The organism is Bacillus sp. CH_70, from assembly GCF_038007045.1.
GTDB classification, from domain to species: domain Bacteria; phylum Bacillota; class Bacilli; order Bacillales; family Bacillaceae_G; genus Bacillus_A; species Bacillus_A cereus.
The window spans coordinates 5,101,140-5,124,711 of sequence record NZ_JBBOWL010000001.1 but is presented as its reverse complement, the minus strand read 5'-3'; the positions used below and the strand labels follow the sequence as shown (position 1 = coordinate 5,124,711).

Below are 23,572 nucleotides of genomic sequence, written 5' to 3'. Positions count from 1 at the left end.
TACCTATGAGAGGTGACCTTCTTTTTATACTTATTTTACTTCTATTACTTGATTTACTTTTTGTAATGACTTGTAACCATGTGCTTCAAATGCCTTTGCAAATTCATTTGATACGGCAGTGCCATATAGATCTTTTGCAGCTTGTACGATGTGAGATTGAAGTGATTCAAAGTCTTCAGCGGAAGTTGCGTAATTTTGCAATGCACGCATAACAACTTTACTTACTTTTTCATTACCTTGTTTTTGAACAGCAACACCGTTATATGTTTTACCTTCAGCTAATTGATATAATACGTGACTAATAATACCAGAATTCACGTGTGATTCTTGATTATTACCATCGTTATAGAAATCTTGTAAATTTGTATATAGTTTATGGCCGCCGTCACCAATTTCCCTTGGGATATCACGAATTGTTAGGCCGCCTAATGTATCGCCCATAATCCAGTTTCCCTTATCTTTCTTTACGTAATATTCGATTTGTGTACCCCAGAAATCCGCTAATCCCTCGTTTAGTGCAGATGTTTCAGCGCTTGGATATCTCACGACTTTATTTTTCGTCGTGCCACTGAATACAGCATGTCCAAATTCATGAGCTGTTACATCAAGAGCTGATGTTAGTTTTCCGTCTAAACCATCACCAAATACCATTTGGTTCCAAGCAGGATGCCAAAACGCATTTACATAGTCTTCTTTTACACCATCACTAACTTCAGTAGAATCAAAACCGTGTACACTAGCAACAACTTTTGAATCTTTATTGTCGTAACTTTTTAGATTATGTTCTTTCTTAAAGTAATCATAAATATCACTCATGTTCTTCATAGCGCCCGCGGCTTCTTTATCTGCAAAATTAGGAGTGCTACTTGAAATTAGTGTCCCTGGATAACCAGCTTGACTATATCCCCCGAGGGAATCGGCGTAGTTTGCATTATAAATATAAATACCATTTCCGCGTGATAAATCGGCTAAATAAAATTTTCCATCAGTTCCTTTGGCAATATTGAAAGAGATGTTTTCTTGAAGTGCATTTTTCCCAGTTCCTTGCTCACTTGCAGGGGATAATCTAGGTGATGTTACTTGATTTATAGTCTTATTCTCTTTGTTTTTAATGAATTTTTCTTGGAAAAGTACTTCGCCAGTTTTTAGATCAACGATAGCATTGCCGTTTATAATCTGTTCATTGTTTTCATAAGTAAATGTAATAACAGTTGCGAATGTATAATAGCCATCTTTTTTCTTATAAACAACGGTTTCGCTAGAGAATTCCGTCTCAGCTGCATCACTTGGAATTTGAACTATATCGCGTAATTTAGATTTTACTTCATTTTTCGACAAAAAATTTGTTATAGTAAGATTAGGTTGTTGATTTAAATTTTGAACAACTTTACCACTAACAGTTGTGATCACTCCATTTTTATCTACTTTTACAATGAGATCTTGGCCATATACTTTATAGTTTTTATATGTTTGTGCAAGGCGAACTTCGGTTTGATTTTCTTTGGTTTCTTTATTTGTAGGTTGGAAATCTACATTTTTTTCAGTAGTGACTTGTTCTTGTTGAGCTTTAGCCCCGTTTACCTCACCTTTTAAATACTTTTTAGCAATATTTTCTTTCGTATCATTTTGAGGTTGTGTTAATTTCCCGATTGTTAAACCAGGCTGAGCGATTTCAACTTTGACTGCACTTTTGTCTAATTCTTGAGCATGAATAGCTTCTGTTGATAAAGGGCAAAGAAGACCGAACGTAACGAAAGCACTAGCAAATTTTCTATAATTCATCTATAACACTCCTAATCTATTATTGTATGTGAGATGAATTGTATGAAAAATTTGCCGAATTATATATATATTATGCATTATTTCATATCAAAAATTGTCGAATTCACATTATTGTAGTGGTATGACAACTTAAAAAACTAGATTGTTATAATGGGATGGTGAGTAAGTATGCACGCAGAAAAATTAGGAAGTGAAATTAAGAAAATTAGGGTGATGAGAGGATTAACACAAAAACAGTTATCCGAGAACATATGTCATCAATCGGAAGTAAGTCGAATTGAATCGGGCGCGGTATACCCAAGTATGGATATATTGCAAGGTATTGCAGCAAAATTACAAGTTCCCATCATTCATTTTTATGAGGTACTCATTTATTCTGATATTGAGAGGAATAAGCAGTTAAAAGATCAAATTATTCTACTTTGTAAGCAAAAAAAATATAAAGAAATTTATAATAGAGTATGCAATGAATTGAAAAAGGAAGAATATCATCCCGAGCTTCAGCAATTTCTTCAATGGCAATATTATGTAGCTGCTTACGTATTGAAAAAAATCGATTACGAATATTGCATTTTAGAATTAAAGAAATTGCTCAATCAACAACTGGTAGGAATAGATGTATATCAGAACCTTTATATTGAAAATGCAATTGCAAACATTTATGCTGAAAACGGCTATTTGAAGCAGGGTATTGATTTGTTTGAAAATATATTAAAACAATTAGAGGCATTGCATGATAATAAAGAGTTTGATGTGAAGGTGAGACATAATCATGCAAAAGCATTATACATAGACAATCAATACGAAGAAGCGCTTTGTCACGCAAATAAAGCTATTGAACTATCTTGTCAAATTAATAGTATGACATTAATTGGACAGTTATACTTTCGAAAAGGTGAATGCCTAGCAAAACTTGGGTGTGATAGAGCAGAAATTGAAGATGCTTACGAAAAAGCATGCTTCTTTTTTGATATATTAGGAAACCATGAATTAAAAGAATCACTTATAAAAAAAATGAAGAAATAAAAAAGACATAAAGAACAAATATGCATAATTGCATAAAGTCTGGATAATTTTTCATGATATATTTAAAGAAAAAAATGCGGGTGATGGAATATGAAAAAACTACTTATTGGTAGTTTACTAACGTTAGCGATGGCATGGGGTATTTCATTAGGAGATACAGCATTAGAGAAAAACCAAATAATTTCTCATAATAATCAAGAGGTACAATTAGCTAATGAAGTACCTTTTGAGTTCTAAAAAACAACCGTCTTACTTAGACGGTTGTTTTTTTATGGAGTAACATCCAAACGTCTTTACTAGAGACAGGTTTGCTAATAAAGAATCCTTGAATGTGATCACAATTTTGTCTATGTAAAAATTCCCATTCTTCTTCCGTTTCTACACCTTCTGCAATCACTTCTAAATTTAGTTCTTTTGATAGTGTAATAATGGAAGAGACAATTGCTTCTTCTAAAGGGCTAGTTGTAATTCCACAAATAAACTCTCGAGCAATTTTTAATGTGTTGATTGGATATTTTGTTAAATAAGCTAAAGAACTATAACCAGTTCCAAAGTCATCGATTGAAATTTGAATACCGAGATTTTGAAGTTGTTCTAGTTTTGCAACTACAGATTGATTTTGATTAATTGCGATGCTTTCCGTAATTTCAATATCTAGTGCTTCTGGTTTCAGTTCTGTTTCTTCCAACACCTTTGAAATAGTTGGGATTAAATCTGCATGGTTAAATTGAACAACAGATAAATTCACACCAACTTTTAAGTGAGAAAAACCTTGATTATGCCATCTTTTTGCCTCTAAACAGGCAGTACGTAAAATCCAATTACCAAGTTCAATAATAAAACCAGTTTCCTCTGCTAGGGGGATAAATTGGGCCGGAGATACGATACCGAGTTTTGGATGCTTCCAACGTATTAATGCTTCAAAACCGATAATTTGTTTTGTTTTTGTGCTTACTTGTGGCTGGTATTCAAGGAAAAATTCATTTTGTTGTAATGCTTTTGAAAGTTCACCTTCTAAGAATTGAATTTCATTTTGAGCGATACTCATTTCTTTTGAGAAGAAAACAAATCTGTTTTTTCCATTTGCTTTCGCACGGTACATAGCCATATCAGCATTTTTCATTAACTCATTTACATCAGTTCCATAATCAGGGTACATCGCAATTCCGATACTTGGTGTAATAGAGAGTTCTTCGCCTTGAATGAAGAATGGTTTGTTTAAAATAGTTAAAATCTGTTCAGCTATAAAAATTGCACTTTTTTCTGAGTACATTTCTGGTAATAGAATTGTAAACTCATCTCCACCTTGGCGAGCGACGACATCTTTTGAACGCAAGCAACCGCGTAATCTTTTTGCTACTTCAATTAATAATAAATCTCCGACGTCATGACCAAGTCTATCGTTAATTTTTTTAAATCGATCTAAATCAAGAAATATGACGGCGACATCATTGGCGTTAGTTTGAGCTGTATTTAAAATGGCTTTTAAATCTTTTTCGAACTTTCGGCGATTTGGTAATCCAGTAAGTGCGTCGTGAAAGGCTAAATGTTCTACTTGTTTTTGTTTTTCATATAAAGTGGTAATATCACGCGCTATCCCAAACATTCCGACCACTTCTTTGTTTATAAAAGTAGGGATAAGTGTAATATGGAGATAATAATAATAGCCTTCTTGTTCTTTTGTACGAACTTCTAACGTTTGTGGCCTACCTTCCTTTGTAATTTGTAAAGCCTTCTTTAGTAGTTCGTGGTCTTTTGAATCAATGAAGTGTACCAGAGAATAGCTTGCCACTTCGCAATAATAGGCAGTAAATAAGCTTTCGCATGCCTTATTAGATTGTTGAAAAATGCCATTCATATTTAAAGAGAAAACGGCATCGGGATGATCTTCGAATAAAGATTTATAACGTTGTTCACTTTTTGATAATGCAAATGCACCTTCTTCAACTTCATCCTCTAGTTGTGTAGTCAACTGTTCATATGTATGGATTAGTGCTTGATTATCTTTCCACATGTAAAGTTGCCGCAAGAATAACAAAATAAGTGATAATACGAGACCGATTAACATGAACTTATCATCCCAAGGTTGAATGATAATAAAAGAAAAAGTAATAATTATACTAAAATAAGGTAGTATAAAACGTACATAATCGAATCGATAATATTTTGCTTTCGTTTCATGCTGCATTGGTTTATCTAAAATATATAGTATGGAAGAAAGTCCAATTAATAAAATAGAAGCAGTGTGTATTAAATAATTAATTTCAGCAGAAGTTTTCATCCCAAAATTCAATTGAAATAGATGAATATAACCGTATACGAGTATAATAGTGAAACCAATAATTAATGCGATTCTACTAGAAGAATATTGTTCTCTTCTATATAGGCTAATAACGGCGTAAATTACTAATGATTGTGCAATGAAATACCCAATTAAAATCCAAGTATCCTTTGTTAACATGCGGAAACTTGAAAGATCTAAGATAAAAGTTAAGGTGAAATAAATGTTCATAATAATAATAAAGATGCTATCGAATGAAAATTGCGAAAGCCCCTTAATAGAGTAATTCTTTATAAACTTTATAGCAAATCCAACAAAGAGCAAAATATATTGTATGATAAAAAAAGGCAATGCTTTATATGAAAATATAGATTGATCATGTATGGAAAGTGAACTAAGAAATAGGGTTATCTCCATAACTAATCCACATAGGCAAGTACATAGTAATAAAATCCAAAATAGTTTATCACTGCGTTTCATTTTCTTAATAGCTTTATATAAACAGTGGCAAGAAAAAAGTGCAGCGAAACAGAATAAGAAAAGAATCCCAATTTCCTTTATATGCGACTCATTTGGAATAAAGAGTATCCAAAGAGCAAATATAGATATGTATATTATGACAAATTGTACATACTTTTTTTGACTAATCATATTATGACTCCGTTTCAATAAAGTTGAATCTCGGGGGAATGCTAATTTAAATAATAGCATATAAAATAGGATGTTTTTTACTATAAAAATTACTTTTTTGAAAAAATGGTGCAAAGTTACAATTTACCACTGTAACTTTGCACCACTTATTCTTTTAATTCCTCTTATAGCAGAAAGTTCATTTATTAATTGGAATAGTGCTAAGTCTTTTTGTTTACTTTCAATCATAATATCGAAATTATGATTGTTTTTTTTTGCAACGTGTAAGAAGGGCTTGATAAACTCTAAATCGATATATTCAGCATGAGCCCTAAATTCTTTTTCCGATCTCGGAGAGGAAATGTGAACTTTAGGAGAGATATTTGTATGTGACCAAGTTTCAAAAATTGCAGGGAGCAACTCTTCTAGTGGTTCCTCGCAAAGATTGGCCATATGATGATGATAATCAAATACAAATGGGATATTTTCTTTTTGGCAAATTGATAAAGTTTCAGAAGTTGTATAAGTTTTATCATCGTTTTCAAGAGTCATTTGTTTTTTTATATGTGCAGGAAGTTTTTTTATGTTTTCATGGAAGCGCTCAATTGCCTTTTCTTTATTTCCATAGGCTCCACCTACATGAATATTAATGTAAGAGGAATCTGCAATGCCTATTGCATCTAATACTTTATAATGATAAGTCATATCCGTAATAGCGTTAGTAGTAATATGTGGCTTGTCGCTTGTAAATAGCGTAAATTGATTTGGATGAAAACTTATTCGTAAATTGTGTTCTTTAATTAAAGCTCCTATTTTACGCCAAAGTGGTGTAAATACCCCAATATAGTCAAACTCGACTTCGGGATGTGTTGCAAGTGGGACGATTGAAGACGATAGGCGATATAGTGGGATTTCATGCGCTATATTGTAATGTAGGATACGTATTGTGTGCTCTAAATTTTGCCTTATAACATGGTACAGTTTGTCTTCTCGCTCTTGCTTGCTGAGTTTCTTAAAGCTTGTAAACGTCATTGTTTTGGCAGGAGAACAGTCCCAGAGTGCCATTGCATGTGAGACATATCCAAACCGCATAATCATATAAGATACACCTCTTTTATTCATTGTCTTTCCTATAAAAAGAAAGCAAGCATTGTTCCAATCCATTCCTTTCCTCTATCGATAAGAGAAGTTGGGTTTACATCGCTATAGGAAAGTATGGATGCATTCTTTAGGTCTTCATGGAATTTATTTTTTACTGTTTGAACGAAATGTTTACTATATAACAGGCAGTTTATTTCATGGTTAATATATAAACTTCTCATATCAAAGTTTGCTGTTCCGATATCACAAATATCATCATCCACTATAATAATTTTGGCGTGAAAAAAACCTTGTTGAAATGCATAAATATTGCAACCAGCCTGTATTAATTTTCGGCAGTACGGGAATTTTGCTTCTCGAACGAGAGGGTGATCAGCTTTTTCTGGAACAAGAATTGTGATTTGAACCCCTCTTTCTCTTGCTTTTAATAAGGCATTCATAATTTTTTTTCCAGGAATGAAATATGGTGTACCGATACAGATTTCTTTTTTTGCTCCGTTAATTAAATGTAAAAAAGTATGCTGTAAATAAGCACCATCAGTCGGAATAAATTGATGCAGTATGGTACCTGGGTTTTGTTTTGGAAAATAAAGAGAAGCATCCAATAAATTCTGTTTCGTATCATCAAACCAGTCATGCAAAAATTGCTTTTGTAAATCTTGAACCCCTTCTCCTGTAAGACGTAAATGATAGTCTCGCCATAATCCTAAATATTCATTATGCCCCAGATACTCTTCGCCGATATTAAATCCCCCGATATAGCCAGTTTTCCCATCAATCACTGTAATTTTTCTATGGTTTCTTTGATTGGCAGAAAAGAAAAGCAGAGGAAATTTTACCTTATGACAAAATGAAAAAGATACACCGTGTTTTCGCAGGGAGCGAATAGCTTCGTTTGATAAATAATGGCTGCCAAATCGATCAAGTAAAATTCGTACTTCAATTCCTTCCTGAGCCTTATCAATCAACAACTTTAAAAATTCGCGACTGATTTTATCGTTTTTTACAATGAAGAATAAAATATGAATGTGGTGCTGTGCTTGTTTTATATCAGTAAATAAAGCGTCATATAAATCTTTACCGTATGTATAAAGGTGAAAATCACTTTGACGTAAAGGGAAAGTGCGAGAGCTTACCCGTTTTAAATGAAGAAATCTCCCGTATGAAAGATCAATTGTAATCCAAAGAGCAACGGATATTAACAAAAGAGATAAGTAGAGCATCAGTGAATTCCCTCCTTCGCATTCTTTTCACCTTCAGTGTGTTACAAATGATACGGGTAGCACGGCTGTTAATTATAAATTTCATCAGATGATAGTATGTTGCACTGATTAAAGTTTCACTTTACCCCACTTTAACGGGCAGTAAGCTTCCTACTTCAAAAACTGATGAATAAGTAGAAGTTAGTTCGGAAATCAACTGCCCGTAAAAGCCCTACTGATTAAAGTTTCACTTTATAGTTTCACCGAAATAAACAGCTTTATGAAAAAATGTGTTGTTCTATAACAAAAAACTGTTGACTGAATGCTCACTCATTATATAATGGGGATAGGGGATATAATTCAGAAAATTATATATTTTTGAAGATTCAAAAAAGAAAGAGGGCTTACAAAGAGAGGGGTAGCATAAAAATGAATAGCTTACTGATCATTAATTGGCTGGCTGCCATTGCTGTTATTGCTTATGCAGGATATTTGTTTGTATATCTTATACGGACGAGAATGGCCTACATACAATTAGGAAAAAAAATTGAATTTGACCGTCGTTTTAAAGAGCGTTGGGATCTCCTTAAGGTCAATGTTTTCGGTCAGAAAAAGCTGCTGAAAGATAAGAAAAGCGGCATCATTCACGTTATGTTCTTTTACGGATTTATTCTTGTCCAATTTGGAGCAATTGACTTCGTTTGGAAAGGACTCGCACCAGGATCACATCTTCCACTTGGACCACTATACCCTGCATTTACATTCTTCCAGGAAATTGTCACACTTGTTATTTTAATTGCAGTATTTTGGGCTTTTCATAGACGTTATGTAGAAAAGCTTGTTCGTTTAAAACGTAACTTCAAATCAGGTCTTGTTCTTATCTTTATCGGTGGCTTAATGATTTCTGTGCTACTTGGTAACGGTATGGGACTTATATGGCATGGCGAGGAGCTTTCATGGAGTGAACCAATCGCTTCTGCAATCGCTTACGTTTTTAGCGGGATAAATGAAACCGTAGCCATTTCAGTGTTCTATTTTTCTTGGTGGGTGCATTTACTAATTTTGTTAACGTTTTTAGTCTATGTTCCACAATCAAAACATGCGCATTTAATTGCGGGACCAGCTAATGTATTCTTCGGTCGTCTTTCAAACCCAGGGAAGCTTGAAAAGATTGATTTTGAAGATGAAACGCAAGAAACATTTGGTGTTGGTAAAATTGAAGACTTTAGACAAAATCAACTTATTGACTTATACGCTTGTGTAGAGTGTGGTCGTTGTACAAATATGTGTCCGGCAACAGGAACAGGAAAAATGTTATCGCCGATGGACTTAATTTTAAAACTTCGTGATCATTTAACTGATAAAGGAGCTGCGGTAACATCAAAAGCACCGTGGGTTCCAGTAGTTGCCTTCAATAATACACAAGGAAATCAGTTAGCGATGATGGCAGCTGGAAAAGGACAACAAGAATCAGCGGCTACAACTCTCGCTTACGATCCGAGTTTAATCGGAGATGTTATTACAGAAGAAGAGATTTGGGCATGTACAACGTGTCGTAACTGTGAAGATCAATGTCCAGTTATGAATGAGCATGTTGACAAAATTATTGATTTACGTCGATATCTCGTTTTAACAGAAGGAAAAATGGACGCGGAAGCACAACGCGCGATGACAAATATCGAGCGTCAAGGGAATCCGTGGGGTCTGAACCGTAAAGAGCGTGAAACATGGCGCCAAGGTGATGAAGAAGTAACAGTTCCGACTGTAAAAGAAAAATCAAAAGCTGGTGAGGAATTCGAGTATTTATTCTGGGTTGGTTCAATGGGATCATACGACAACCGTAGTCAGAAGATTGCAATATCATTTGCGAAGTTAATGAACGAAGCAGGCATTTCATTCGCAATTCTCGGTAATAAAGAAAAGAATTCTGGAGATACACCACGCCGCCTTGGAAATGAATTTGTATTCCAAGAGATGGCGACAAAGAATATCGAAGAATTTGAAAAGGCAGGAGTGAAGAAAATCGTTACGATTGATCCTCATGCTTATAACACATTTAAAAATGAGTATCCGGACTTTGGCTTGCAAGCAGAAGTCTATCATCATACAGAATTGTTAGCTCAGTGGGTGAAAGAAGGACGCTTAAAGCCTGTTCACGCTATTGAAGAAACAGTTACGTACCATGATTCCTGTTATTTAGGAAGATACAACGAAGTGTACGAAGCGCCACGTGATATTTTGAAAGCGATTCCTGGAGTGAATCTTGTAGAAATGGCACGTAACCGTGAAACTGGAATGTGCTGTGGCGCAGGTGGTGGCTTAATGTGGATGGAAGAAACAACAGGTTCTCGTATTAACGTTGCTCGTACAGAACAAGCATTAGCTGTACAGCCATCCATTATCGGTACAGGTTGTCCATATTGCTTAACGATGATCAGTGATGGAACGAAAGCGAAAGAGGTAGAAGAGAAAGTTCAAACTCTTGATGTGACAGAGATTTTAGAACGATCTGTTATCGGACAGAAAAAAGAAGCGATGTAGTTTATAAGAATGTATACAACTTTAGAAAGAGGTGCAATGATTGCACCTCTTCTCAACGTAGGGATACCGAGCGAGCGCTCAGTGTTAAAAAAAGAAATGGGGGAAAGAAACATGAGTAAAACAGTTATTTTAAGTGCTGCAAGAACACCAGTTGGAAAATTTGGAGGATCTTTAAAAGATGTAAAAGCGACGGAACTTGGAGGAATTGCAATTAAAGCAGCGCTTGAAAGAGCAAATGTTGCGGCTAGTGATGTTGAAGAAGTTATATTTGGAACGGTTATTCAGGGGGGACAGGGGCAAATTCCATCGCGTCAAGCTGCAAGGGCTGCTGGAATCCCTTGGGAAGTGCAGACGGAAACAGTGAATAAAGTTTGTGCATCAGGACTTCGTGCGGTTACGTTAGCGGATCAAATTATTCGTACTGGCGATCAATCACTGATTGTAGCTGGCGGTATGGAGTCGATGAGTAACAGTCCTTACATTTTACGCGGAGCAAGATGGGGATACAGAATGGGCAACAACGAAGTTATTGATTTAAACGTTGCTGACGGTTTAACATGCGCATTTTCAGGTACACACATGGGTGTTTATGGCGGAGAAGTTGCGAAGGAAGATGGAATTTCTCGCGAAGCACAAGATGAATGGGCATATCGTAGCCATCAGCGTGCGGTTTCAGCGCATAAAGAAGGACGTTTTGAAGAGGAGATCGTGCCAGTAACGATCCCGCAAAGAAAAGGCGATCCTATTGTCGTTGCAAAGGATGAGGCGCCACGTGAAGATACAACGATTGAAAAGTTAGCAAAGTTAAAACCTGTATTTGATAAGGAAGCGGCAGTGACAGCTGGTAATGCGCCAGGACTAAACGATGGTGGTGCCGCACTTGTGTTAATGAGCGAAGACAGAGCGAAGCAAGAAGGAAGAAAGCCATTAGCGACAATTTTGGCGCATACAGCAATTGCAGTGGAATCTAAAGATTTCCCAAGAACGCCAGGTTATGCAATTAACGCATTGCTTGAAAAAACAGGCAAGACAATTGAAGACATCGATTTATTCGAGATTAATGAAGCATTTGCAGCAGTAGCAATTGCAAGTACAGAAATCGCAGGAATCGATCCAGAAAAATTGAATGTAAATGGCGGCGCAGTGGCGATGGGACATCCAATTGGAGCAAGCGGAGCGCGCATTATCGTAACACTAATCCATGCACTTAAGCAGCGCGGCGGCGGAATTGGAATTGCTTCGATTTGTAGCGGTGGCGGTCAAGGAGACGCAGTGATGATTGAAGTTCACTAATTAAATTTCGAGGGTATAAAATTTATTAACAATTAAGGGGGAAGAAAAAATGGGTGTACAAAACATTGTTGTAATTGGTGCAGGGCAAATGGGATCAGGAATTGCACAAGTATGTGCAATGGCAGGATATGACGTGAAGGTACAAGATTTAAAACAAGAGCAATTAGATAGAGGATTGGCTATCATTACGAAAAACTTAGCGCGCCAAGTAGAAAAAGGACGCATGAAGGAAGAAGAGAAGGAAGCGACATTAAATCGTCTTACAGTAACGCTTGATTTAGATTGTGTGAAAGAAGCGGATCTTATTATTGAAGCAGCTGTTGAGAAAATGGATATTAAAAAGAAAATCTTTGCGAATCTAGATGAAATTGCTCCAGAACACGCAATTTTAGCGACAAATACGTCATCTCTGCCAATTACAGAAATTGCAGCGGTAACGAAGCGTCCGGAAAAAGTAATCGGCATGCACTTTATGAATCCAGTTCCAGTTATGAAGCTTGTTGAGATTATTCGTGGTTTGGCTACAGATGATGCAGTATATGAAGCAATTGAAGATATTACGAAAAAAATTGGGAAAGTACCAGTTGAAGTAAATGATTTCCCAGGTTTTGTATCAAACCGCATTTTGCTACCGATGATTAACGAAGCAATTTATACGTTATATGAAGGTGTAGCGACGAAAGAAGCAATTGATGAGGTCATGAAGCTTGGTATGAACCATCCGATGGGGCCTTTGACACTCGCTGATTTTATCGGTTTAGATACGTGTTTATACATTATGGAAGTGTTGCATGAAGGATTAGGAGATAGTAAATATCGCCCATGTCCGTTATTACGTAAGTATGTGAATGCAGGATGGTTAGGGCGTAAAACAGGTCGTGGATTCTACGTTTACGAATAAATGCCCCTTTTGTTACAAAATAGTGGTCTTACCAAATTATTTAAAGGATATATAGCAAATGGAGGCGGAATATATGAACTTTCGTTTTAATGAAGAGCAGCAAATGATGAGGAAAATGGTTCGAGATTTTGCACAGAAGGAAATAGCTCCCTTTGTTCCTAGTATGGAACAAGGGGTGTTCCCGAAAGAGATTTTGCAAAAGATGGGTGATCTTGGATTAATGGGTATTCCAGCACCTGCAAAATACGGCGGGGCAGAAATGGATTTTATTTCTTATATTCTAGCAATTGAGGAAATCTCAAAGGTAAGTGCAACAGTTGGTGTAATTTTAGCTGTACATACGTCAGTTGGAATGAATCCGATTTTATATTTCGGAACAGAAGAACAGAAGAAAAAATATGTTTCTAAACTTGCAACCGGGGAATATTTAGGCGCATTTGCTTTAACAGAGCCAAATGCAGGATCAGATGCAGGGAGTTTGAAATCAAGAGCTGTCAAAAAAGGTGATCATTATATTATTAATGGATCGAAAGTGTTTATTACAAATGGTGGTGAAGCAAGTACATACATTGTATTCGCTTCTACAAATCCAGAGGCAGGAAAAAGTGGTATTTCTGCATTTATAGTAGAGAAAGATACACCTGGTTTAATCATCGGAAAAGATGAACATAAGATGGGGCTCCTTGGTTCTCGTACAGTACAACTTACTTTTGAAGATATGAAAGTGCCAGCGGAGAATTTACTTGGGGAAGAAGGACAAGGATTCAAGGTGGCGATGGCGAATTTAGATGTTGGGCGAATTGGAATCGGTGCACAGGCGTTAGGAATTGCTGAAGCGGCGCTTGCATGTGCGATTGATTATGCAAAAGAACGAGAACAATTTGGGAAACCAATTGCGGCGCAGCAAGGGATTGGCTTCAAGCTTGCAGATATGGCAACAAGTGTCGAAGCGGCAAGGTTACTCGTATATAGAGCGGCGTCTCTTAGGGCACAAGGATTACCATGCGGTAAAGAAGCATCTATTGCGAAATTATTTGCTTCTAAGACAGCGGTTGAAGTCGCGATTGAGGCGGTGCAAGTATTTGGTGGTTACGGTTATACGAAAGAATATCCAGTAGAACGATTTTTCCGGGATGCGAAAATCACGCAAATATATGAAGGAACAAGTGAAATACAGAAACTTGTTATTAGCCGTGCTTTATAAAAGGGCGAGGGGGAGACGGAGATGCATTTTAAACTATCAGAAGAACATGAAATGATAAGAAAAATGGTTCGAGATTTTGCTAAAAATGAAGTGGCACCAACAGCAGCTGAGCGTGATGAGGAAGAGCGATTTGATCGAGAATTATTTGATCAAATGGCAGAGCTTGGTTTAACCGGTATTCCGTGGCCTGAAGAGTACGGTGGAATTGGAAGCGATTACTTAGCTTACGTAATTGCGATTGAAGAATTATCTCGAGTTTGTGCTTCAACAGGTGTAACACTATCTGCGCATACTTCACTTGCGGGATGGCCAATTTTTAAATTTGGGACAGAAGAACAAAAGCAAAAGTTTTTACGACCGATGGCTGAAGGGAAGAAAATTGGTGCATACGGCTTAACGGAGCCAGGATCTGGATCGGATGCTGGTGGAATGAAGACAATCGCAAAGAGAGATGGCGACCATTATATTTTAAATGGATCAAAAATTTTCATTACAAATGGCGGTATTGCTGATATTTATGTTGTTTTTGCGCTAACTGATCCTGAATCGAAGCAGCGCGGTACGAGTGCATTTATTGTAGAAAGTGATACACCGGGATTTTCAGTTGGGAAGAAGGAGAGCAAGCTAGGGATTCGCTCTTCACCAACGACTGAAATTATGTTTGAAGATTGCCGTATTCCGGTAGAGAATCTACTTGGAGAAGAGGGGCAAGGATTTAAAGTTGCGATGCAAACATTAGATGGAGGTCGTAACGGTATTGCGGCGCAAGCTGTTGGTATTGCACAAGGGGCTTTAGATGCTTCTGTAGAATATGCAAGGGAGCGCCATCAATTTGGAAAACCAATTGCGGCGCAGCAAGGGATTGGCTTTAAACTTGCGGATATGGCAACAGATGTAGAAGCGGCACGCCTTTTAACATATCAAGCGGCTTGGCTTGAATCAGAAGGGCTTCCGTATGGAAAAGAATCAGCGATGTCAAAAGTATTTGCAGGGGATACAGCGATGAAGGTGACGACTGAAGCGGTGCAAGTATTTGGTGGTTACGGTTATACGAAAGATTATCCAGTAGAGCGTTATATGCGAGATGCAAAGATTACACAAATATACGAAGGAACACAAGAGATTCAGAGGCTTGTAATTTCTCGTATGTTAACGAAGTAGGGACGAAAGCGTAGGTATTTTCCTACGCTTTTTCCTTCCAAAAAATAATAGAGAGAGGTGAAGGGAATGGTTAAACATAATGTACATGCATCGGTGAAAGATGAAAAATTAGTTGCGTTAAGACGTGAACAAATGATTAAAGGTGCGGTGCAACTGTTTAAACAAAAAGGATTTCCGCGTACAACAACGAGAGAAATTGCAAAAGCGGCTGGATTTAGTATAGGGACACTTTATGAGTACATTCGTACAAAAGATGATGTGTTGTATTTAGTTTGTGATAGTATATATGAACATGTAAAAGAACGATTAGAGGAAGTAGTGTGTACAGAAAAAGGGAGTATAGAAAGTTTAAAGATAGCAATAACGAATTACTTTAAAGTGATGGACGAATTGCAGGAAGAAGTATTGATAATGTATCAAGAGGTACGCTTTTTACCGAAAGAATCACTTCCGTATGTATTAGAAAAGGAGTTTCAAATGGTAGGAATGTTCGAGAATATTTTAGAACAGTGTACGGAAAATGGAACATTTACATTAAATAAAAAAGAAATACAGCTTCTTGCCCATAATATTTTTATACAAGGACAGATGTGGGGATTTAGACGCTGGGCGCTGCAAAAACTGTATACGCTCGAAGAATATACAGAAATGCAAATTAGGTATGTATTGCAAGGGGCCCATATGCTTCCGAAATAAGGGACAGACAAATTATTAATTTTATTACCATATAAAAGTTTCCCGTTTTTTTTTGTAGCATATTTGTGCGACTTTTGTTTATAATGAATAGTATGGATTTTTTTAAGCAGGCCGTTATATATAAGGTTATATTTGATGAAAGGAAGTGCCGCATAAGTGGATTTTAAGCAATATTCACCAGAAGAGCTAAAAGAATGTTCAATGATTGAAGTTGTACATAGCGTTTTAGGGGATAAAAAACAAGCAACGACATTCAACGAGTTGGTTCAAGAAATCGCTCAAGTGCTGGGACTATCTCAAGAGCAAGTTAATGCGAAACTCGCACAATTTTATACAGACTTAAACATCGATGGACGTTTCATTAATTTAGGAGAAAATCGTTGGGGACTACGCAGCTGGTACCCATATGAGCAAATTGATGAAGAAATCTTACCGCAGCCAAAACCGAAGAAGAAACGTAAAGTTGAGGAAGACGGTTTTGACGACTACATTGAAGAAGATGAAGATGACTTTGACGATGCAGACGGAAATGCAGACGACGAAGATGATGTAGAAGATTTGGACAAGGTTCTTGAAGATGAAGACGGAGATGACGACGATCTTGATGATTTAGAAGAAGATGAAGACGACGACTTCGCTGAAGAAGAACTTGAGTATGATGAAACTGAAGAAGAAGAAGAGGAAGAACTGTAGTTCTTGACTTTTCATTATCGTCCATGTAGAATCATTTTTGGGCTCTTTAAAAAAGGACGATAATACTTTTAAAGTGTAAATATAAAAGAAAATTGCTCCCTACTTATTACTTTATGTGATGAGGGGAGCAATTTTCTTTTTTGTTTTTTGTTTAGAAAATAAAAAGAGTCTAACAATAAGATGGATACAGTGTTATCTACATACGTTGCGCTTTGCAACGGTGATTATATAACAGCAAAATAGAAGGGAGCTTTTTCATGACTAAGTATATTTTTGTAACAGGCGGTGTAGTATCGTCTTTAGGAAAAGGTATTACAGCAGCATCTCTTGGAAGACTTTTAAAAAATCGTGGTTTAAACGTAACGATTCAAAAGTTTGATCCATACATTAACGTAGACCCAGGGACTATGAGCCCATATCAACACGGTGAGGTATTCGTAACAGATGATGGCGCAGAAACTGACTTAGACCTTGGTCACTATGAGCGTTTCATCGACATTAACTTAAACAAATACAGCAACGTAACAACAGGTAAAATTTACTCTTCAGTTCTTCAAAAAGAGCGTCGCGGTGAATATTTAGGAGGAACGGTTCAAGTTATTCCTCACATTACTAACGAAATTAAAGAACGCGTATATCGTTCTGGTCGTGAAACAAATGCGGATGTTGTTATTACAGAAATCGGTGGAACTGTTGGTGACATCGAGTCTCTACCATTCTTAGAAGCAATCCGTCAAATTAAGAGCGACATCGGTCGTGACAATGTAATGTACATTCACTGTACGTTAATCCCGTACTTAAAAGCAGCGGGTGAAATGAAAACAAAACCAACACAACATAGCGTTAAAGAACTTCGTAGCTTAGGTATTCAACCAAACATCATCGTTGTTCGTACAGAAATGCCTGTTTCTCAAGATATGAAAGACAAGCTTGCATTATTCTGTGACATCGATACAAAAGCAGTTATCGAAGCTCGCGATGCAGATACTTTATATGCGGTTCCATTATCTCTTCAAGAACAAAACATGGACCAAATCGTTTGTGACCACTTAAAATTAGACAATCCAGCTGCAGATATGACAGAGTGGACTGCGCTAGTTAACAAAGTACGTAACCTTTCTAAGAAAACAAAAATCGCTCTTGTTGGTAAATATGTAGAACTTCAAGATGCATATATTTCTGTTGTAGAAGCACTTCGTCATGCTGGTTACTCATTCGACACAGATGTAGAAGTAAAATGGGTAAATGCTGAGCACGTAACAGCAGAAAATGTACAAGAATTAGTAGGAGACACAGATGGTATCCTTGTACCAGGTGGCTTCGGCGATCGTGGTGTAGAAGGTAAAATCGTTGCGATTCAATATGCTCGTGAAAACAAAGTTCCATTCTTAGGAATTTGCTTAGGTATGCAACTTGCATCAATCGAATTCGCACGTAATGTATTAGGTTTAGAAGGTGCTAACTCTTCTGAGATCAATCCTGATACGCCATATGCAATCATTGACTTATTACCAGAACAAAAAGATGTAGAGGACTTAGGTGGTACACTTCGTCTTGGTCTATACCCATGTAAGCTTGCTGAAGAAACAAATGCTTACAATGCTTATAATGAGCCGGTTGTATATGAGCGTCATCGTCATCGTTATGAGTTCAACAATCAGTTCCGTCCGGATATGGAAAAAGAAGGATTTGTATTCTCTGGTACAAGCCCAGACGGCCGTCTAGTTGAAATCATTGAATTAAAAGACCACCCTTGGTTCGTAGCAGCACAGTTCCACCCAGAACTTGTTTCTCGTCCAAACCGTCCACAACCATTGTTCCATGACTTCGTAAGAGCTTCTATTACGAATAAAGAGAGCAAGTAATAAAAAAAGCGCCTGAAATAAGGCGCTTTTTTTAATATTCATTTAACATTTCATCAATTGTAAATTTGATTCCATGATAAGCAAATAAAGCTACTATTAAGCTCGGGAACCCGTAGCGATTACCTTCATCGTCTGGAATAAGACCTTTTAACAATTTTGTATCAATATGTACGTCTGTATATTGTTCCAGTGATTCCGTACCTTCTTGAAGAGCAGAAATGCCGACAATAGAGTGTCCCTCTTCTTGTAGTTTTTTTGCAATTTCTACAACCGCTTCATCTGTTGAAAAACGGCTAATAAGAAGTACACGATCCGCAGAGGTTACTTCTGCTTCTTTACCATTTTCAAATAAGCGTTTTGCTTGCTTCATTGGTTCAGCACCGAATAGTGCCTCGGCAACAACGCCCTCCATTTCATTTGTACCATGTAAATAAATGAAACCATCGCCAACTAATGCTTGAGCAAGTAAACGAGCGCTATCTTCTATATTCATTTCTTCTTTTTGAGAAACTCTGGAGAAATAACCACTTAATTGAGTTGAAAAAATTTTTAACATAATGTTACTCCCTTCGTACGTGTTTGCCGGCTTTCATTATAATTTATTTTTTTAGAAAGGTGAAATCGTAGGGTAGCATAACAAAATAGGAAACGGTAAAATAAGAAAGAATAGGAAGGAATTTGCCAAAGAATAGCGAAAATAAATCGTTAAGATATAAGAAGCTTTAAATCTTGTACTTACACAGAAAGGTTGGGAATTATGGAAGGTAAAATTTTAATTGTTGATGATCAATATGGGATTCGTGTGTTATTACATGAAGTGTTCCAAAAAGAAGGTTATCAGACATTCCAAGCAGCGAATGGATTTCAAGCTTTAGATATCGTGAAAAAAGATAATCCAGATTTAGTAGTGTTAGATATGAAAATTCCAGGCATGGATGGTATAGAGATTTTAAAGCATGTAAAAGAGATTGATGAGAGTATTAAAGTCATTTTAATGACTGCTTATGGAGAGCTTGATATGATCCAAGAAGCAAAAGATTTAGGAGCTTTAATGCATTTTGCTAAACCATTTGATATTGATGAAATTCGTCAAGCTGTGAGAAATGAGCTCGCTGTAGAGGCGTAAAAATGAATTTTTTATAAAAAATATGGAAAAAAGCGTTTACATGGACTATTGTGCAGGTGAATACGGTTGAGTTTTTGAGTACAAGTTGTTATCCTATTGAGTGTAGAAAAAAGTCCGGTATGTAGATATACATATTTTACCTTATTCTGGTCATACTACCAGCGATAAGAACTTATCGGATACAAAAAACGTTTTTTAGGAGGATTCACCATGCCTTTAGTTTCTATGAAAGAAATGCTAAACAAAGCACTAGAAGGAAAATACGCAGTTGGTCAATTCAACATGAACAACTTAGAGTGGACTCAAGCTATCTTAGCTGCTGCGGAAGAAGAAAAATCTCCTGTAATCCTAGGTGTATCTGAGGGTGCAGCTCGTCATATGACTGGTTTCAAAACAGTTGTAGCTATGGTTAAAGCTTTAATCGAAGAAATGAACATCACTGTTCCTGTAGCGATTCACCTTGACCATGGTTCAAGCTTCGAAAAATGTAAAGAAGCAATCGATGCAGGTTTCACATCTGTAATGATCGACGCTTCTCACCACCCATTCGAAGAAAACGTTGAAACTACTAAACAAGTAGTAGAATACGCACACGCTCGTAACGTATCTGTTGAAGCTGAGCTTGGAACAGTTGGCGGACAAGAAGACGACGTAATCGCTGAAGGCGTAATTTACGCTGACCCAGCAGAGTGTAAGCACCTTGTTGAAGCAACAGGTATCGATTGCCTAGCTCCAGCTTTAGGTTCTGTACACGGTCCTTACAAAGGTGAGCCTAACTTAGGATTCGCTGAAATGGAACAAGTTCGTGACTTCACTGGCGTACCTTTAGTATTACACGGTGGTACTGGTATCCCAACTGCTGATATCGTAAAAGCTATCTCTTTAGGTACTTCAAAAATCAACGTAAACACTGAGAACCAAATCGAGTTTACAAAAGCTGTTCGTGAAGTATTAAACAAAGACCAAGAAGTTTACGATCCTCGTAAATTTATTGGACCTGGCCGCGACGCTATTAAAGCAACTGTTGCTGGTAAAATGCGTGAGTTCGGTTCTAACGGTAAAGCGTAAGAATAAAATTCCGTTTTGGAAACCGTCTAGTCTTTTAGACGGTTTCCTTTCGTTGTATAATGAAAGCGTGAACAAGTCGAAAGATTTTATCATTTTTGGTTTTTAAATAGAAAATAATGTGCATAGTCCTATTAATAAATGTGATAACGTATCTAAATTGATAAAGTGAATTCGATGAATAGTTGATCTTTATCTATTCGTGCTACAGGAGAAATGGAGATAATGGTTTCCTATTTATTGAGTTTTGGGATGGAAAGAGTAATTGAGATTCTTAAGGGGAGCTTTCTATGAAAAGATAGAAAGTAAATACATTCACAAGAAGGGAGCTCAATATGGAAAAATTGCTAATTGAAGGCGGAAGAGCTTTAAATGGAACAATTCGAGTAAGCGGTGCAAAGAACAGTGCCGTTGCATTAATTCCAGCGACAATTTTAGCAGATACTCCAGTAACTATTGGTGGTGTCCCTAATATTTCGGACGTGAAAATGTTAGGCGACTTACTAGAGGAAATTGGAGGGAAAGTAACTTATGGACAGGAGGAAGAGATGGTAGTCGATCCTTCTAACATGGTTGCAATGCCTTTGCCAAATGGAAAAGTGAAAAAATTGCGCGCTTCTTATTATTTAATGGGTGCGATGCTTGGCCGTTTTAAAAAAGCTGTTATTGGGCTTCCGGGTGGATGTCACTTAGGACCGAGGCCGATTGATCAGCATATTAAAGGGTTTGAAGCGCTAGGTGCACATGTTACAAATGAACAAGGTGCTATCTATTTAAGAGCAGATGAACTACATGGAGCACGTATTTATTTAGATGTTGTTAGTGTGGGGGCTACGATTAATATTATGCTAGCAGCTGTACGAGCAAAAGGTAGAACTGTTATTGAAAATGCAGCGAAAGAGCCCGAGATTATTGATGTAGCTACATTGTTAACAAGCATGGGAGCACGTATTAAAGGTGCCGGTACAGATGTAATCCGAATAGATGGTGTGGACTCTTTACATGGTTGTCACCATACTATCATCCCAGATCGTATTGAAGCTGGTACGTATATGATTCTAGGAGCTGCATCAGGAGGAGAAGTAACGGTTGATAACGTTATTCCTCAGCATTTAGAATCAGTTACTGCAAAGCTAAGAGAAGCTGGTGTTCAAGTTGAAACGAATGATGATCAAATTACAGTGAACGGTAATAGAAAGTTAAAAGTAGTTGATATCAAAACGCTTGTATATCCAGGTTTTCCAACAGATTTACAACAGCCGTTTACGACGCTTTTAACAAAAGCACACGGGACGGGAGTTGTAACAGATACAATTTACGGTGCCCGTTTCAAACACATTGATGAATTACGTCGTATGAATGCTCAAATTAAAGTAGAAGGTCGTTCGGCAATTGTAACTGGTCCTGTGTTACTGCAAGGTGCAAAAGTGAAGGCGAGTGATTTACGAGCGGGAGCAGCACTTGTTATTGCAGGGTTAATGGCAGATGGAATTACAGAAGTAACAGGACTTGAGCATATTGATCGAGGTTATGAGAATATAGTGGACAAGCTTAAAGGGCTTGGAGCAAACATTTGGCGAGAACAAATGACAAAACAAGAAATTGAAGAGATGAAGAACGCATAAGTGATACTTCCGTAAGGGGGAAGCGAAGCATCACTACTTGCGGAAGTACACTTTATAGAAAAACACGGTTCACAAAATACGGCAGAAATATAAAGACTTAAAGGAGAGGGATTATTGTGGAAAGAAGTTTATCTATGGAGTTAGTACGTGTAACAGAGGCTGCAGCATTATCATCAGCGCGTTGGATGGGGCGCGGGAAAAAAGATGAAGCAGACGGTGCAGCAACATCAGCTATGCGTGATGTATTTGATACAATTCCGATGAAAGGTACAGTCGTAATTGGTGAAGGTGAGATGGATGAAGCACCAATGCTATATATCGGAGAGAAATTAGGTACAGGATATGGACCACGTGTAGACGTTGCGGTTGATCCTTTAGAAGGGACAAACATCGTAGCAGCTGGTGGCTGGAATGCTCTTGCTGTTATTGCAATTGCAGACCACGGTAATTTGTTACATGCTCCTGACATGTACATGGATAAAATCGCGGTTGGCCCAGAAGCAGTTGGGGCGGTCGACATTGATGCGCCTATTATTGATAACTTACGTGCAGTTGCGAAAGCGAAAAATAAAGACATTGAAGATGTTGTAGCAACAGTTTTAAACCGTCCACGTCACCAAGCAATTATCGAAGAAATTCGTAAGGCTGGTGCTCGTATTAAATTAATTAACGATGGAGATGTAGCTGGAGCAATTAATACAGCGTTTGACCGTACAGGTGTAGATATTCTATTTGGATCTGGTGGAGCACCTGAAGGTGTATTAGCAGCAGTTGCTTTAAAATGTTTAGGTGGAGAAATTCACGGAAAACTATTGCCACAAAACGAAGCTGAATTAGCACGTTGTAAAAAAATGGGCATAGAAGACATTAATCGTATCCTTCGTATGGAGGACTTAGTAAAAGGTGACGATGCAATCTTTGCAGCAACAGGTGTAACAGATGGTGAACTATTACGTGGTGTTCAATTTAAAGGTAGCGTAGGAACAACACAATCTCTTGTTATGCGTGCAAAATCAGGCACAGTTCGCTTCGTAGATGGTCGTCATAGCTTAAATAAAAAACCGAACTTGGTTATTAAGTAAAAGGTGGAAGCGGCTCGCTCAGAATCGCAGGACATTGGAACTCTCGACCTTGAAGCGCTCTTTGCTTCGAGTGAGAGAGTGAAATGACTGGAGATTCTAGCCGCTGGAACTGGATTTAAGTAAAAAGCGTAAGCAGCTTGTTCAGAATGGGAGGGGGATGGAGCTTCTGACGTAGAGGCGCTTTTTGCCTCGCAGAAAGAAGTGAAGCCACCGACCATTCTAGCTGCTGAAGCTGGATTAAGTAAAAAGCGTAAGCGGCTCGTTCAGAAAGGTTAAAATGGTCGATTTTTTTAACTAT

General features: G+C 37.3%; 19 protein-coding genes. 14 read left to right on the top strand and 5 right to left on the bottom strand.

The window, feature by feature from the left end; translation table 11 throughout:
* Positions 1-30: 30 nt before the first annotated feature.
* Positions 31-1,782 carry a M4 family metallopeptidase gene (locus N2V79_RS26270; RefSeq protein ID WP_197242324.1) on the bottom strand — a complete coding sequence of 584 codons (1,752 nt, stop codon included), beginning with the start codon at positions 1,780-1,782 and terminating at the stop codon, positions 31-33.
* Between the two features lie 168 nt (positions 1,783-1,950).
* Here N2V79_RS26270 and N2V79_RS26265 point away from each other — a divergent pair, with 168 nt between their 5' ends.
* Both N2V79_RS26265 and N2V79_RS26260 read left to right on the top strand, forming a co-directional pair.
* The gene (locus tag N2V79_RS26265) at positions 1,951-2,808 is read left to right on the top strand and encodes a helix-turn-helix domain-containing protein (protein WP_075719300.1); all 858 of its coding nucleotides are present in this window, start codon (positions 1,951-1,953) and stop codon (positions 2,806-2,808) included.
* A 90-nt stretch (positions 2,809-2,898) separates the two neighbouring features.
* Positions 2,899-3,045: a quorum-sensing peptide PapR gene (locus N2V79_RS26260; RefSeq protein WP_000734727.1), complete on the top strand. Its 147-nt coding sequence runs from the start codon at positions 2,899-2,901 to the stop codon at positions 3,043-3,045.
* A 16-nt stretch (positions 3,046-3,061) separates the two neighbouring features.
* Here the strand turns inward: N2V79_RS26260 and N2V79_RS26255 are convergent, their stop codons facing one another.
* From N2V79_RS26255 to cls, 3 genes are all read right to left on the bottom strand, one after another.
* Positions 3,062-5,740, bottom strand: coding sequence for a DUF4084 domain-containing protein (locus N2V79_RS26255; protein WP_200458675.1), 2,679 nt, complete (start codon positions 5,738-5,740; stop codon positions 3,062-3,064).
* Positions 5,741-5,863: 123 nt separating this feature from the next.
* Complete coding sequence (gene uvsE / locus N2V79_RS26250) at positions 5,864-6,817, bottom strand: UV DNA damage repair endonuclease UvsE (RefSeq protein ID WP_053565463.1); 954 nt, start codon at positions 6,815-6,817, stop codon at positions 5,864-5,866.
* Between the two features lie 32 nt (positions 6,818-6,849).
* Positions 6,850-8,043 carry a cardiolipin synthase gene (cls, locus tag N2V79_RS26245; RefSeq protein ID WP_053563305.1) on the bottom strand — a complete coding sequence of 398 codons (1,194 nt, stop codon included), beginning with the start codon at positions 8,041-8,043 and terminating at the stop codon, positions 6,850-6,852.
* A 408-nt stretch (positions 8,044-8,451) separates the two neighbouring features.
* Here cls and N2V79_RS26240 point away from each other — a divergent pair, with 408 nt between their 5' ends.
* From N2V79_RS26240 to pyrG, 8 genes are all read left to right on the top strand, one after another.
* Positions 8,452-10,563, top strand: a complete 2,112-nt coding sequence (locus N2V79_RS26240; RefSeq protein WP_069356560.1) for a heterodisulfide reductase-related iron-sulfur binding cluster — start codon at positions 8,452-8,454, stop codon at positions 10,561-10,563.
* A 9-nt stretch (positions 10,564-10,572) separates the two neighbouring features.
* Positions 10,573-11,856, top strand: a complete 1,284-nt coding sequence (locus N2V79_RS26235; RefSeq protein WP_120459809.1) for an acetyl-CoA C-acetyltransferase — start codon at positions 10,573-10,575, stop codon at positions 11,854-11,856.
* Positions 11,857-11,905: 49 nt separating this feature from the next.
* Positions 11,906-12,757, top strand: coding sequence for a 3-hydroxybutyryl-CoA dehydrogenase (locus N2V79_RS26230; RefSeq protein ID WP_000538874.1), 852 nt, complete (start codon positions 11,906-11,908; stop codon positions 12,755-12,757).
* 73 nt (positions 12,758-12,830) lie between these two features.
* Entirely contained in the window at positions 12,831-13,961 is a 1,131-nt protein-coding gene (locus N2V79_RS26225; RefSeq protein WP_001011166.1) for an acyl-CoA dehydrogenase, read from the top strand.
* 21 nt (positions 13,962-13,982) lie between these two features.
* Positions 13,983-15,122 carry an acyl-CoA dehydrogenase AcdA gene (acdA, locus tag N2V79_RS26220; RefSeq protein WP_000545543.1) on the top strand — a complete coding sequence of 380 codons (1,140 nt, stop codon included), beginning with the start codon at positions 13,983-13,985 and terminating at the stop codon, positions 15,120-15,122.
* Positions 15,123-15,188: 66 nt separating this feature from the next.
* Positions 15,189-15,818, top strand: a complete 630-nt coding sequence (locus N2V79_RS26215; RefSeq protein WP_000238599.1) for a TetR/AcrR family transcriptional regulator — start codon at positions 15,189-15,191, stop codon at positions 15,816-15,818.
* Between the two features lie 156 nt (positions 15,819-15,974).
* Entirely contained in the window at positions 15,975-16,511 is a 537-nt protein-coding gene (gene rpoE / locus N2V79_RS26210; RefSeq protein WP_069356559.1) for a DNA-directed RNA polymerase subunit delta, read from the top strand.
* Positions 16,512-16,768: 257 nt separating this feature from the next.
* On the top strand, positions 16,769-18,376 hold the full coding sequence (gene pyrG, locus N2V79_RS26205; RefSeq protein WP_000170461.1) for a CTP synthase: 1,608 nt from the start codon (positions 16,769-16,771) through the stop codon (positions 18,374-18,376).
* 31 nt (positions 18,377-18,407) lie between these two features.
* On the opposite strand, the gene N2V79_RS26200 is transcribed toward pyrG, so the two are convergent.
* Positions 18,408-18,932 (bottom strand): DUF2529 domain-containing protein, encoded by a 525-nt coding sequence (locus tag N2V79_RS26200; protein WP_088022148.1) that lies wholly within the window; start codon positions 18,930-18,932, stop codon positions 18,408-18,410.
* A 201-nt stretch (positions 18,933-19,133) separates the two neighbouring features.
* On the opposite strand from N2V79_RS26200, the gene spo0F reads away from it, so the two are divergent.
* From spo0F to glpX, 4 genes are all read left to right on the top strand, one after another.
* Positions 19,134-19,502, top strand: coding sequence for a sporulation initiation phosphotransferase Spo0F (gene spo0F / locus N2V79_RS26195; protein WP_000398594.1), 369 nt, complete (start codon positions 19,134-19,136; stop codon positions 19,500-19,502).
* A 210-nt stretch (positions 19,503-19,712) separates the two neighbouring features.
* Positions 19,713-20,570, top strand: a complete 858-nt coding sequence (locus N2V79_RS26190) for a class II fructose-bisphosphate aldolase (RefSeq protein ID WP_001131856.1) — start codon at positions 19,713-19,715, stop codon at positions 20,568-20,570.
* A 332-nt stretch (positions 20,571-20,902) separates the two neighbouring features.
* Entirely contained in the window at positions 20,903-22,192 is a 1,290-nt protein-coding gene (gene murA / locus N2V79_RS26185) for a UDP-N-acetylglucosamine 1-carboxyvinyltransferase (protein WP_000413248.1), read from the top strand.
* A 116-nt stretch (positions 22,193-22,308) separates the two neighbouring features.
* On the top strand, positions 22,309-23,274 hold the full coding sequence (gene glpX / locus N2V79_RS26180) for a class II fructose-bisphosphatase (protein ID WP_000442336.1): 966 nt from the start codon (positions 22,309-22,311) through the stop codon (positions 23,272-23,274).
* Positions 23,275-23,572 lie beyond the last annotated feature (298 nt).